The sequence below is a fragment of the Pseudolysinimonas sp. genome (genome assembly GCF_039912695.1).
In the GTDB taxonomy this organism is placed as follows: Bacteria; Actinomycetota; Actinomycetes; order Actinomycetales; family Microbacteriaceae; genus Pseudolysinimonas_A.
In genome coordinates this window covers 33174-46093 of sequence record NZ_JBDSPJ010000021.1, presented here as the reverse complement: position 1 = coordinate 46093, position 12920 = coordinate 33174, and the positions used below count along the sequence as shown (strand labels likewise).

The following is a 12920-nucleotide window of genomic DNA, read 5'->3' as shown; positions in this document are numbered from 1 at the left end:
TGCTCCGGAGGTGCGAGATGAGGCGGGAGGTACGAGCTGAGGCGGTGACGCCTAAAAGTCGAATCGATTCGATCGAATCGTTTCGAGTACGCTAGCAACCCATGAAGCCCGAGGCAAGTGCGCCGAGCGACGCGAGCCCGCGTCCGACTCTCGCCGCGGTCGCTGCACGAGCCGGGGTCTCGGTTTCCACGGCATCCCTCGTGTTCAGCGGCGCAGGGCCGGTGGCGACCGCGACGCGCGAGCGGGTTCTCGCCGCGGCATCCGAACTCGACTACGGCGGACCCGACCCGACCGCGCGTTCCCTGCGCCGGGGGCGATCGGGGGTGGTCGCCGTCGTCACCGAGGATCGCCTGGTCGACGCCTTCCGGGATCCGATGAACCTCGCCTTCCTCGACGGCGTCGCCCAGGCCTTCGGCGACGAACGGGCCGGGCTGCTCGTCATCCCGCTGGCTGCCGAACCCGAAACCGATCTCGCGGCATCCCCGATGGATGCCGCCATCCTGCTCGGCTGCGGTCTCGACCTGACCGCGTCTGTCGATGCGCTGCGCCGCCGCCGCATCCCGATCGTTGCGGTGGAAGCGGATGCCCTCGAGGGCGTCATCGCGATCGACCTCGACAATCGGGACGCCTCCCGTCGCGGCGCGGAGTTGCTGCGCGACCTCGGGCATCGTGACGTCGCGGTCGTGACGCTCGCGCTCGATGTCGCCCGCATCCGCGGCGTGCTCACGCCCGAACGCGAAGCCGCGTCGACGAGCGCGACCGCGCGGCAACGTCTGGCCGGGCTGCGGGAGGTCTACCCCGACGCGGGCGGCTGGTCAGCGTCGGGCAGCACGAGCGGCGACGGCTACGCGGTCGGGATGGAGCTGCTCAACGTCCCCGAGCACAGGAGGCCGACCGCGATCGTGGCCCAGAGTGACCTGCTCGCGCTCGGGGTGCTGCGGGCGGCCGAGGAACTGGGACTGCAGGTCCCGGGCGAGCTCAGCATCCTGGGCTTCGACGGGGTACGCCTCGAGGACACGGCTCCTCACGTGCTGACGACTCTCGTGCAGCCGGCGGTCGAAAAGGGGGAAGCGGCAGCGGCGGCCGTCTTCGCGGCTCTCGCGGGCGAGCAACCCACGCCGGTGCTGCTGACCTGCACCCTGCGGATCGGGACGACCACGGGGCCAGCGCCCCGTTGAGAGCTGAGGCGCGAGCGCAACCTCCGCTCTGTGCTCCAGCGCGCTTAAGCTGGCGAGCGTGAACGCGCCCCTGCCCTCTGGAATCGACACGACCGAACTCGACGCCGCGACCCGTCCTAACGATGACCTGTTTCGGCACGCCAACGGTCTGTGGATCGCGCGCACGGAGATTCCGAGTGACAAGGCACGGTACGGCTCGTTCTACGTGCTTGCCGAGGAGGCCGAGAAGGCCGTCCACGAGATCATCGACGAGGCGCAGACTGCCGATCCGGGCTCAGAAGAGCGTAAGTTCGGCGACCTGTACGCGAGCTTCATGGACGAGAAGCGCATCGAGGCGCTCGGCTGGTCGGCCGTTGCCGACGACCTCGCGGCTGCAGCCGCTGTCGCCGACATCCCCGGGTTGGTCGCCGCTCTCGGCAAACTCGAACGCGCCGGCGTCGGTGGGTTTGTGCAGGCGTTCGTCGACAACGACCCGGGCGACCCCGAGCGCTACCTCGTCTTCCTCGAGCAGGGCGGCATCGGCCTGCCCGACGAGTCGTACTACCGCGAAGACACCTTCGCCGACATCCGTACCGCCTATCGCGCCCACCTCGAGCGGATGCTGGCGATGGCAGGGATCGCCGACGCCGCGGCCGCAGCGGGCAGGATCTTCGATCTCGAGACCGCGATCGCCGCCGTGCACTGGGACAAGGTGCGCTGCCGCGACAGCCACGCGACCTACAACTTGAAGAGTTGGGCCGACGCAACCGCGTTGGCTGGAGCATCCGGGTGGCTGCTCGAGACCTGGCGGGACGCGATGGGCGTTCCCGCCGAAGCGTTCGCCGAGGTCGTCGTGCGTCAGCCGAGTTTCGTCGAAGGCCTCGCTCCCCTGCTTGTGCCGGAGCGCCTGGACGCCTGGCGCGACTGGCTGCGGTGGCAGGTCATCCGGTCGTCGGGTGCGTACCTGCACGCCGAGGTTGTCGCGGCGAACTTCGACTTCTACGGCAAGACCCTGACCGGTACCCCCGAGCTTCGCGCCCGGTGGAAGCGCGGAGTCTCGACCGTCGAAGGTGCGATGGGCGAGGCAATCGGTCGCGTCTATGTCGAGCGACACTTCAGCCCGACCGCGAAGACGGCGATGGATGATCTCGTCGCCAACCTCGTCGAGGCTTACCGGGTCAGCATCAATGCCCTCGACTGGATGACCGCGGAAACCCGGGCGAAGGCCCTCGAGAAGTTGTCGAAGTTCACGCCCAAGATCGGCTACCCGGTGAAGTGGCGCGACTACTCGCTTCTCACGATCGATTCCGACGACCTGGTGAAGAACGTGCGGGCGATTGCCGAGTTCGAGTTTCAGCGCGAGCTCGGCAAGATCGGTAAGCCGATCGACCGCGATGAGTGGTTTATGACCCCGCAAACCATCAACGCGTACTACAACCCGGGCTTCAACGAGATTGTCTTTCCGGCGGCGATCCTTCAGGCACCGTTCTTCGATGAAGGTCGGGATGCCGCGGCTAACTACGGCGCGATCGGCGCCGTCATCGGGCACGAGATCGGGCACGGGTTCGACGACCAGGGTTCGCAGTACGACGGCGATGGCCGGCTCACCAACTGGTGGACGGATGCCGACCGCGCCGCGTTCGAGGAGCGCACGAAGGCGCTCATCGACCAGTACGACGTGCTCGAGCCGCGCCAGTTGCCGGGCCACCACATCAACGGAGCCCTGACGATCGGCGAGAACATCGGCGACCTCGGAGGCCTCAGCATCGCCTGGAACGCTTACCTCTTCTCCCTCGAGGGTGCGGAGGCGCCGGTCATCGACGGCCTGACCGGTGCCGAGCGGTTCTTCATCGGCTGGGCGCAGGCCTGGCGCACCAAGTTGCGTGACGAGGAGGCGCTGCGGCTGCTCTCGATCGACCCGCATTCTCCGGCAGAATTTCGGTGCAACCAGATCGTGCGTAACCTCGATGTGTTCTACTCGACCTTTGGCGTGACCGAGGCGGACGCGCTCTGGCTCGACCCCCAGGACCGAGTGACTATTTGGTAGACGCGCAGGCTGCCACCCAGCGCCGCGACCGCGTGCGCGCCGCGAGCGCGCCTCGGCATCGCGATCCGCAGCCTGCCCACGACTTCTCCCCGAGCTTCACCGCGCTCGGCGGCCTCGCCTACGACGGCGCCCAGGTATCGGCATCCGTCACGGACCTCGACTCGGGGCGCACGCTGCTCGCGATCGATGAACGCATCGTGCTGCCAACGGCGAGCATCGGCAAGATCCTGCTGCTGGTCGAGGTGTCGGCTCGGCTGACCGAGCGCGACTTCTCGGGCTACGGCATCCTCGACAAAACGCCACGGGATGCGGTGGGCGAGAGCGGCGTCTGGCAGCACCTGCAGGCCCCGTCGCTTCCGGTCGCCGACCTGGCGACGCTGGTCGGAGCGACAAGCGACAACCTCGCGACGAACGTTCTGCTGCGTCAGGTGGGGTTGGGCGCGGTGCGCGCGCGCACGGAGTCGCTCGGTCTCATGCGCACGGCGCTGCTCGACCTCGTGAGGGACTCGCGCGGACCCGACGACGCGCCCCAGTTGTCCGTGGGGTCGACGGCCGAACTCGCCTGGCTGTTCGCGGCGCTCGCTCGCGGCGAAATCGTCGACACCCTCACTTCGAGCCGGGTGCTCGGCTGGCTCTCGCTGAACTCCGACCTGTCGATGGTCGCGAGCGCCTTCGGCCTCGACCCCCTGTCGCACCGAGGCTCCGACCACGGGATGTTGCTGGTCAACAAGACGGGGGCGGATATCGGCGTGCGCTCGGAAGCTGGTGTGCTGCGCGGCCCGCGGGCGGCTGTTGCCTACGCCGCATCCGTGCAGTTCAACGACTCGGGCCTCGCCGCCCGGTTGCGCGTTCTTGAGGCGTTGCGAGTGCTCGGGCTGGACATTTTGGAGCACGTGCACTGACCTGTCGGCCTCGACTCGCCGGGAAGGACGCAACAGAGGGATATTCCCATCCACTCAGGTCTTGTCCACCCTTTGGGGGACCACTAGGGTAGGACAGTCGTCCGGCAACGCCACCCCCCCGCGCTGCTGACTCCCCCGATATGGCGACGCCCCCCGGAGCTCATCCACGTTCAACGTCGACCCCGATTCCGACGAGGCGCGCTAACCCGACGTTCCGCGCACCTCTGCTTGCCTCACCTCCCGGCCATCCCCCGTGCCGGTCTCCCGGTGTGCTTCACTGCGCGCCGCTTCGCGTAGCGCCCGTTTCTGGGCATCCCCGTGCACGCGCCTGAGTACTCCCCTTACTTCAGCGAAGGAATACATCCCCCCATGTTTAAAAAGCTCATAGCCGGTGCGGCGACAATCGCACTCGCGCTTGGCATGGTGGCGCTCACGGCCGAAACGGCCAGCGCCCACTCAAATGACGTGTCTGCGACCGTGGCCTGTAATCCGGCCAATGACGGCTCGTGGACGGTCACCTGGAAGATCACCAACGACTACAACACGAACTCGATCGTGACGGCGACCTCGGAGACCGGCGGCTACACCTCGCCCGTCACCATCCCCACAGCCATCGCGAAGTCGAGCTCCAACCCGCATTCGGCGACCTTCACCCAGAACTTCGCGACCAAGCCGGCTGGCGACGTCAAGCTGACGGTGACGAGCTACTGGTACGACAACGGTGACGACAAGTCCGCCACCTACCACCAGGACAACTCGTTCACGATCCACCCGAGCGACTTCTCGAGCGACTGTCAGAAGGTGACGCCGGGCGATCCGACCTTCAATACCGCTCAGTGCACCGGTCCGGGCACGTACGGCACGGCCAGCTACACGGTCCCGGCAGCCACGACGAAGTACAAGTACCAGATCCGTTTTACCTCGGCTGGCAACAGCGGGTGGAGTGACGTCGCCGCCGCTGGCGTGACGAACGTTGCGATCGCCGCCAACGGCTACGTCGAGGTACGGGCAGTCACCCTGAATGGGTGGACGCTCACGGGTACGACGTTCTGGAAGAAGCAGTTCACGGCTCCGGACTGCACGTACAACGGGCACCCGACGAAGCCGACGATCGTTCAGGCAGTCTGCACCGGTGACGGCACCGTCAGCACGGGCTCATACACGATCCCGGACCTCGAGGGCGTTCAGTACAAGATTTCGACCTCGGCCAACGGCACCTACACCGACATCGCTCCGGCCGAGTACTCCGCAACGAACGGGTCGACGATCTACCTTCGCGCCTACCCGAAGACCGGATACGTTCTCGACGACACCGACGCCAACCAGGGGTACAAGTCGTTCCCGTTGGTGTTCACCACCGTCGACAGCACGAAGTGCAACGTCCCGACGGTTCCGACCGCCAGCTACCAGTACTGCGTGTCGGCCGGAAACCCGAGTGACGCGTCGTACACGATCCCGACGGACACCGGCATCCAGTACCAGATCTGGAACGGCACGACCTGGGTCAACGTCGGAAGCACCTCGAGCGACACCGTTGTTCAGGTGACGACCTTCCCGACGCAGATCAAGCTGCAGGCTGTCGCCAAGACCGGCTACACGATCCCCGCCGGCTCGACCACCTCGTGGACGTTCGACTTCGCGACGATCGGGGACTGCGTCAACGACGCCACCCCGGTGGCCCCGTCGTGGACCGACTCGGTCTGTGAGATCGATGACATCGGGGCGACCAACCCGACGTTCACCGTCAACGGCACCGTGGGTGACCACCTGCACTACGAGGTCAGCACCGACAGCACCAACGGCGTCGACGGCACCTGGACTTCGGTTCCGGATGGCGGCCCGCAGCTCGGCGCCGTCGGAGTGAAGTACTGGATCAAGGCAGTGCCGGATGCGGGCTACAAGCTCGTTGGCGCCACCGGACCGTGGAGCCACCTCTTCACGAACCCGGGCGACTGCCTCGACAACGCCGCGGTCGCCGACCCCTTCTTCGTTGACGAGATCTGCACGCTGAATGGACCAGGTATCGACGGCGGTTACTACACGATTAAGGCTGGCGAGAACGCCCACTACGAGATCAGTTTCGACAGCACCAATGGGACTGACGGCACCTGGAACCCGGTCAACCCGTTGACCTACGGTGTCAAGCAGGTCACGAACCCGAGCGATCACGTCTGGATTCGTGCGATTGCGGACGAGGGCTTCACGCTGGGCGACTCGGTCAGCCACTGGGACCACCAGTTCGCTGCCGTCGGAGACTGCCTCGACAAGACGCCGGTCAAGCCGGCGATCGTCGTCGACCAGATCTGCGTCGTCGATGACAGCGATCACGGAAGCTTCACCTCCGGTTCGATCACGCCTCCGACCGGCACGCCGCACGTTACCTACTCTCTGGGTGACGACTTCGCGACGGCCGTGCCGCTGACCGCGAAGGTGAATGTCTCCCCGGGTACCTACACGGTGTGGGCGCTCGCGGATGACGGTTACACCCTCGACCCGCAGGGCGGTTACGTGCTCGTCGACCCGTCGGCTCGAGTCATCGCGCCGGGCCAACTCTCGAAGCAGGTCGTGACCATTCACAAGGCTGAGGCGTGTGGCGACCTGATCGAGCACCCGACGGTGACCCCGAAGGTGACCTTCCAGGAGCAGAAGTGCGCGGCCTCCGGCACCTACACGCTGGGCGTCGAAGAGACAGGCCTGTACGCCGGCATCGTCTGGACGATCACGCCCGTTCTGTCGACGTCGGAGGGAACGCACAACGCTCCCACCGGTGCCGTTCACATTGAGGCCCGGCCGGCTGCTGGCTATGGCTTCGATGGCGACTTCGGCAATGGCGAGGTCGTGCTGACTTGGGACCACGTGTTCAAGGTTCCCGTGGACTGCCTCCCGACCCTCGCCTTCACCGGCGGCGGGATCGCGACGGGCGCCCTGGGAATTTCGGTCTTGCTGGTGCTGGGTGGTGGCCTCCTGGTCGCTGCCCGCAACCGCAAGGTCGGCATGGTCAAGGCCGGCAACTAAGAAGTAACTGAAGTACCTGCAGCAGAGCGTGCTGCAGTACCTGGCGGTGTCCGCCCTACGTGCAAGCGTGGGGCGGGCACCGCCCACCCGTTTGTACCCCCGCGTGTCCCCATTGCAGAGGACTGACCCCTATTGTGGGACTGTCCACCTTTTGGAGGACGGCGTAACTTCGAACCTGGGTCAGCGCGCTACCCCTTTTTGAGCGTGCTCTGCCCTTATTACCCGATTGACACCCATCAGTCGACGCACTCCCGTCCGGGCCCCCGCCGGAGCGTCGTTGAAACGAGCCGAGGCGGCGTTTGCCCTCGGTGAGAACCCCCGCTAGGACCTCCCCCGTGTTCATTACCCACCCCACTTCTTCGCGCGCGCCCCTGCGTCGCGCGTTCGGCGCCCTCTCCGGTGTCGTCGCGCTCGTGATCGGTTTCGCCGGTCTCGCTGCGGTCACGACGCTTGACACGGCATCCGCACTCACCGGGTCAAACCCGCTGAGCGCGCTCAAGAACTTCACCGTGCTGACCCAGGGCAGCGCCACGGTCGGCAATTCGGGCGAGTTCGAAGGCAGCCTCGCAGCTGGCGGCAATGTCACGTTCGGTCAGTACGACCTCGCGCCCAACCAGGACGGCTCGGCACTGCCGAACGTCGATGGCCTCACGGGCGTGCAGCTCTTCGTCGGCGGCACGATCGTCTTCCCCGGTAGCGGCAAGCTGGATGTCAACTCAGGGCTCACCCGAGTGACGGACACCACCGGCATGAGCGTCTCGGCCGACAACCGCCTCTACAAGGCGTCGCAGAACGCCTATGTCAAGAGTCAGGCCGTCGCCCAGACCACGATTTCGGGCAACGGCGCGTCCAGTTACACGGCGACCGCCGGATCCTTTGCGGCGGCATTCCCGGCGTCGACGTTCACGACCCTCGCGGCTAAGTCAGCCTCCTACGCGGGCGTGACGTCGAGCATCGGCACGTTCCAGGTTGTCGGCCCGGCCACCAGCACGGGCGAGATGCACCTCACGCTTACGGCCAACAAGGTCAACGTCTGGAACATCACCGCATCCGCCCTCGCTGGCCAGACGGCGCTCAACTTCGACGGTGGGGTGGTACCGAGCAACGACACCCCCCTGATCATCAACGTCACCGACGCCGGCACCGTCTCGCTCAATGCCGTCCGCTTCAACGGCGCTGACTACTCGAGCTTCGCGCTCTGGAACTTCCCGAACGCGACGTCGCTCACCTTGACTGGCGCGTCCAAGTTCAGCGGATCGATCCTCGCGACCAATGCAGATTTCACGGACGCCAACGGATCGGATTTCAACGGCCAGATCGTCGCCAAGTCGATCAACGTGACCACGTCGTCTGAGCTGCACCACCACACGTTCACCCCGAATATCCCTGACGTGCCGACCAAGACGACCGTTGCCGGCTCATGGTCGACCACGACTCAGTGCGCGACCCCGAGCAATCAACTCGTCGTCAACGCCGTGACCGGGGTCACCTACACCTGGACCTCGGGTGGCAAGGGTGCCTTCACCTCGTACTCGGCTTCAGGTTTGCTCGGCACCTTCGCGTTCACAGCGGCGGTGACCGACGCGACCCTGTACACCCTCGGCACCAACCCGACCTCGTACACGGTGACCTTCACCAGTCCGACCACGTGCACGACCCCGCCGACCTGTATTGCCGACAGCCTGGTCAGCTACACCTACTCCCCCGCCACCAACAGCGGCGTCGTGACGGTTCCGTCGGTCGCTGGTTCCACCGGCAAACTCTGCAAGTCGTTCTACGTCACGGCGACGAGTTGGAAGTATTCGGGCAGCGGCGTCTGGCCGCAGACGCTCGATCTCAACAATCCGATGCCGGCGAAAGACGGCGCCTTCAAGGTCGAATACCCCGGCACTTACAACTACGGCGCGACCGTGACCTGCGGGCAGGGTGACATCTACGCGTCCTTCACCGAGCAGCCCGTTCCGACGTCGGTGCTCAACGGACCGGGCGACCCCTACGCGGAGTTCTTCCTGCACGACATGGGCTTCCAGGGTCCGTCGCCGACCTACATCCAGCAGCCAACGGGGTGCAACCACGCGACTCCGGTCGCACCGACGGTGACCCCGATCACGGCGTGCGGCAGCTACGGGTCGGTTGTTCCGGTCTCCACCCCGGGCGTCATCTATTCGGTCACGCTCGCCCCGGTCAACGGCCAGGGCGCGTGGCAGGTCACCGCAACTCCGGCGGCGAACTTCTACTTCGACGGTTCGCAGACGGTGAAGTTCTCGGGCAACCTGGGAACTCATACCGACTGCGTGCTGGCGACTCAACCCGACCTGACCCCGGCGAACTGCACCGTGGGCACCGGGACGGCGACGAGCGCCTTCATCACGCTGGCATCCACCCAGCACCTGACGTACACGGTTGACTCAAGCAGCACCGTGTACTCCCCGGGCGCGACGGTCGAGCTGGCTGCGGGCACGCACACGGTGCACGCCACTGCTGCCACGGGCTACACCAACACCGGTGCTGCATCGTTCGACGTCATCGTCGCCGCGACGCCGGGTTGCGACCAGGGCGTCAAGTACGTGAAGCCGACCGTCAACGATCAACTGTGTGTCGCGGGCAGCGGTGACCTGAAGTCGGGTTCGCTCGTTTTCGATGACACCACGAACGTGACCTACTACCTCGGCAGCGTCGCGCCGGTGAACGCCATCACGGGTGCTCAGAAGGTCGACCTCGCGCCGAAGACTTACACCGTGTGGGCGGTCGCGAGTGATGGCTACTTCATCACAGGTACCGCGGGACTGAAGCAGGTGTCGTTCACCGTGACGATCAGCGCGGCCGACGGGTGTGACACGGCCACGCCGTACGTCGCCCCGAAGGTAAGCCCCGAGGTGTGCAACGCAACCGACGGTGGTGCCGACAACGGCACGGTCACCTTCGTACTGCAGGACCACCTGACGTACGTCTTCGACGGCACGACAGTGGATGCCGACCACCTGGCGTTCTCCGTCACGCACGGCGATCACACGCTGGTCGTGACCGCGGCAGACGGGTACTTCATCACCGGCGAGAACGTCGTGCAGAAGTCGTACACGATCACCGTTGACGGGCCCGCCACGAAGTGCGACCAACTGACGACCCTCCCGACCGATCCGTACGCGAGCCCCGAGCAGTGTGTCGAGGGATCGTTGACGGGCGAGAAGACGGATGGCGCGATCACGATCGTCTACGCCGCTCACGTCACGTGGGAGATCAGCAACGACGCGGACGGCATCAAGCACGCCGTTGACGTTCTGCCGAACGTCGTCGGCAACGGGATCAACGAGTTCCCCTACGCCGCAGGTAGCTACCACGTCTGGGCAACCCCAGAAGCCGGCTACATCCTGAAGACGACGACCTTCGCGGTCGTCGTGCACAAGCCGACGCTCGATTGCACCCTGATCACTCATGCGTTCTTGCCGACTGGTGCCACCTGGACTTCTCAGGTCTGCAACAACGGCCAGACTGTTCAGCCGACCATCACGGTGGAACCGTTCGCAGGTGTCAGCTACGCCATCGACGGCAAGCCTGTCGCGTCGCTCACCACGACCGTGACGGTGGGTTACCACGAGATCACGGCCACCGCGGATGACGATTCCAACACCGTCGAAACGGCACTGTGGACTCCGACGCTGCTCGCCTCCACCGCAGTCTGCGGCGACCTGACCACGCTCGCGTTTACCGGCTCGACGCCGGGTGGCTGGCTCGTCGTTGCGCTGTTGCTGCTCCAGGCGGGTGTCGCGCTGCTCGCGATCCGATTCGTCCGGCTGCGCCGGATTGCGGTCCGCTCGATCGCGGACTGACCCTGAACGACAGCGCCCCGCTCGACCCGCTGCTCTTCGCGAGGAGCAGGGGCGGGGCGCTGTCAGGTTCGGCAATTGCGGTGGCGGATCGACGAGCAATCCGTCGCATGCCTCACGGGGCATGTTTCTGTCAACCCCCTGACCGCAGAAGGCTCCCGACAGATCCCGGGGCTAGGCTGGACACCTACTTGAAGCACGAACGAACGGAGCTGCACATGAAAGGCAAGATTCTCTTTCTGGCCGGAGTGGGCCTCGGCTACGTGTTCGGCACGCGTGCCGGACGCGAGAAGTACGACCAGTTGAAGAAGCAAGTTCTCAAGGTGTGGAACGACCCACGGGTGCAGAAGCAGGTGGATGCCGCGCAGGAGTTCGTGAAAGACAAGGCCCCTGAGGTGGCAGAGTTCGTCTCCGACACGGCCAAGACTGTCGTCGAGAAGGTGTCGGGCAAGTCGACGACGCCGGCCAAGAAGCCGGCGACGCGATCTGCGTCGACGCGCTCTTCCTCGTCGACCTCCTGACCTATGGCGAGCGCAGCTCCCACAGCGGCACCGCCTCCTCGGCGTAAGTCGATCTTCGCGCTGCTCGCGGAGATCCCGACGCTCGTCACCGACCTCGTCCAGCGAGAGATCAATCTCCTCAAGACTGAGATCATCACGAAGCTCAAGGCGCTGGGCGCCGGAGTCGGTGTACTCGCGGGCGCTGCCCTCGTTCTGCTAGCGATGGTTGGGGTGTTGCTCACTGCAGCCGTCTTCGCCCTGTCGCTCGTGCTCCCGGGGTGGGCAGCTGCCCTTGTGGTTGCGGGCGCTCTGCTGATTGTGGCCGCGATTCTCGGCCTCATCGGCTACCGAATTCTCAAGAAGGGCTTCCCGCCTTTCCCCAGTGAATCGATCGACAGTATTCGACGCGATCTTCGCGCCATCAAAGGAACCGGAAAGCGAGCAAAATCATGAGCACCATTGACGCCAAATCCGACGCTGCCAACGCCCGCGCTGAGCTGGCCGCCACCCTCGACGCCATCGAGGATCGCCTGAATGTCCCGAAGCGGGTCGCGGAACTGCAGCAAAAAGTCGTTGCCTCCTACGAGAAGAACTCCCTGCCGTGGATCATTGGTGGCGTTGCCGCCGCGGTCATCGCGGTTGGTGTCGTTGCGTGGGCGATCTTCAGCGGCGACGACGACTAACTCGGGATTGAGATGATGAAGGGGTGAGTTCCGACCGCCCCCTCGCCTCGTGGCGCGTGCTTGTTCCGCGCGGCGGAAGCTGGGGTGACCGTGTTGCGGCGCAGTTGCGCGAGCGCGGCGCCGTTCCAGTGATCGCGCCGATGCTCAACTTCGCCAGCGCCGAAGATCCCGCAGCCTTAGCCACGGCTCTCGACGAACTTCAGGGCGGCCGGTTCGACTGGCTCGTGCTGACGAGTGCGACGACGGTGGATGTGCTGGTCAGCCAGGGTGCCCGCATCCCGGATTCCACGCGAGTCACCGCCGTCGGTGAGACCACGGCGCTGGCGCTCTCCTCTGCCGGCTACCGGGTCGACTTCGTGCCCACGTCCGATAACTCGGCGCGCGGGTTGGTCAAGGAGTGGCCGGCGAGCGGAGTCCATGGCCACGTTCTCGTTCTGCAGTCTGATGTCGCGGAGCCGACCCTGGTTGCGGGGCTTGCCAAACTCGGGTTCGAGGCCGAGTTCGTGACCGCCTACCGCACGGTGGGTGTTCCGGTCTCACCCGAAATCGCTGCTGACGTGGCGAGCGGCAGGATCGGAGCCCTGCTCATCACGTCGGGGAGTGTCGCCCGACAGGTGGCGGCCCAACTGACACCGCTCCCCGACGGGACGGTGATCGTCTGCATCGGACCGCGGACAGCGTTCGACACGCGCGCCGCGGAGCTGCCCGTGCACGCGATCGCCGAGGAACGTACTGACGACGCGCTCATTGACGCGCTCGTGGACTACGTGGTCGGCTGAAAGCGCTTCTCGT

The 12920-nt window shown here is 65.7% G+C and carries 9 protein-coding genes; all 9 read left to right on the top strand.

Annotation, left to right across the window (positions count from 1 at the left end; all coding sequences use genetic code 11):
• Positions 1-101 precede the first annotated feature (101 nt).
• Positions 102-1178 carry a LacI family DNA-binding transcriptional regulator gene (locus tag ABIR17_RS07545; protein WP_348003767.1) on the top strand — a complete coding sequence of 359 codons (1077 nt, stop codon included), beginning with the start codon at positions 102-104 and terminating at the stop codon, positions 1176-1178.
• A 58-nt stretch (positions 1179-1236) separates the two neighbouring features.
• On the top strand, positions 1237-3204 hold the full coding sequence (locus ABIR17_RS07540) for a M13-type metalloendopeptidase (protein ID WP_348003766.1): 1968 nt from the start codon (positions 1237-1239) through the stop codon (positions 3202-3204).
• A complete protein-coding gene (locus tag ABIR17_RS07535; protein WP_348003765.1) occupies positions 3198-4106 on the top strand; it encodes a serine hydrolase in 909 nt (302 codons plus the stop codon). The genes ABIR17_RS07540 and ABIR17_RS07535 overlap by 7 nt, the downstream gene beginning before the upstream one ends.
• Before the next feature lie 369 nt (positions 4107-4475).
• Positions 4476-7121 (top strand): hypothetical protein, encoded by a 2646-nt coding sequence (locus ABIR17_RS07530; protein WP_348003764.1) that lies wholly within the window; start codon positions 4476-4478, stop codon positions 7119-7121.
• 335 nt (positions 7122-7456) lie between these two features.
• Entirely contained in the window at positions 7457-10948 is a 3492-nt protein-coding gene (locus ABIR17_RS07525) for a choice-of-anchor A family protein (RefSeq protein WP_348003763.1), read from the top strand.
• A gap of 215 nt (positions 10949-11163) precedes the next feature.
• A complete protein-coding gene (locus ABIR17_RS07520; RefSeq protein WP_348003762.1) occupies positions 11164-11466 on the top strand; it encodes a hypothetical protein in 303 nt (100 codons plus the stop codon).
• Positions 11467-11469: 3 nt separating this feature from the next.
• Positions 11470-11898: a phage holin family protein gene (locus ABIR17_RS07515; RefSeq protein ID WP_348003761.1), complete on the top strand. Its 429-nt coding sequence runs from the start codon at positions 11470-11472 to the stop codon at positions 11896-11898.
• A complete protein-coding gene (locus ABIR17_RS07510; RefSeq protein ID WP_348003760.1) occupies positions 11895-12128 on the top strand; it encodes a DUF3618 domain-containing protein in 234 nt (77 codons plus the stop codon). The genes ABIR17_RS07515 and ABIR17_RS07510 overlap by 4 nt, the downstream gene beginning before the upstream one ends.
• A 23-nt stretch (positions 12129-12151) precedes the next feature.
• The gene (locus ABIR17_RS07505; RefSeq protein ID WP_348003759.1) at positions 12152-12907 is read left to right on the top strand and encodes a uroporphyrinogen-III synthase; all 756 of its coding nucleotides are present in this window, start codon (positions 12152-12154) and stop codon (positions 12905-12907) included.
• Positions 12908-12920 lie beyond the last annotated feature (13 nt).

What these genes read in the sequence shown, in the direction of transcription:
- ABIR17_RS07545 (WP_348003767.1), top strand. Translation starts at nt 102, where the DNA reads ATGAAGCCCGAGGCAAGTGCGCCGAGCGACGCGAGCCCGCGTCCGACT.
- ABIR17_RS07530 (WP_348003764.1), top strand. Translation starts at nt 4,476, where the DNA reads ATGTTTAAAAAGCTCATAGCCGGTGCGGCGACAATCGCACTCGCGCTT.
- ABIR17_RS07520 (WP_348003762.1), top strand. Translation starts at nt 11,164, where the DNA reads ATGAAAGGCAAGATTCTCTTTCTGGCCGGAGTGGGCCTCGGCTACGTG.
- ABIR17_RS07515 (WP_348003761.1), top strand. Translation starts at nt 11,470, where the DNA reads ATGGCGAGCGCAGCTCCCACAGCGGCACCGCCTCCTCGGCGTAAGTCG.
- ABIR17_RS07510 (WP_348003760.1), top strand. Translation starts at nt 11,895, where the DNA reads ATGAGCACCATTGACGCCAAATCCGACGCTGCCAACGCCCGCGCTGAG.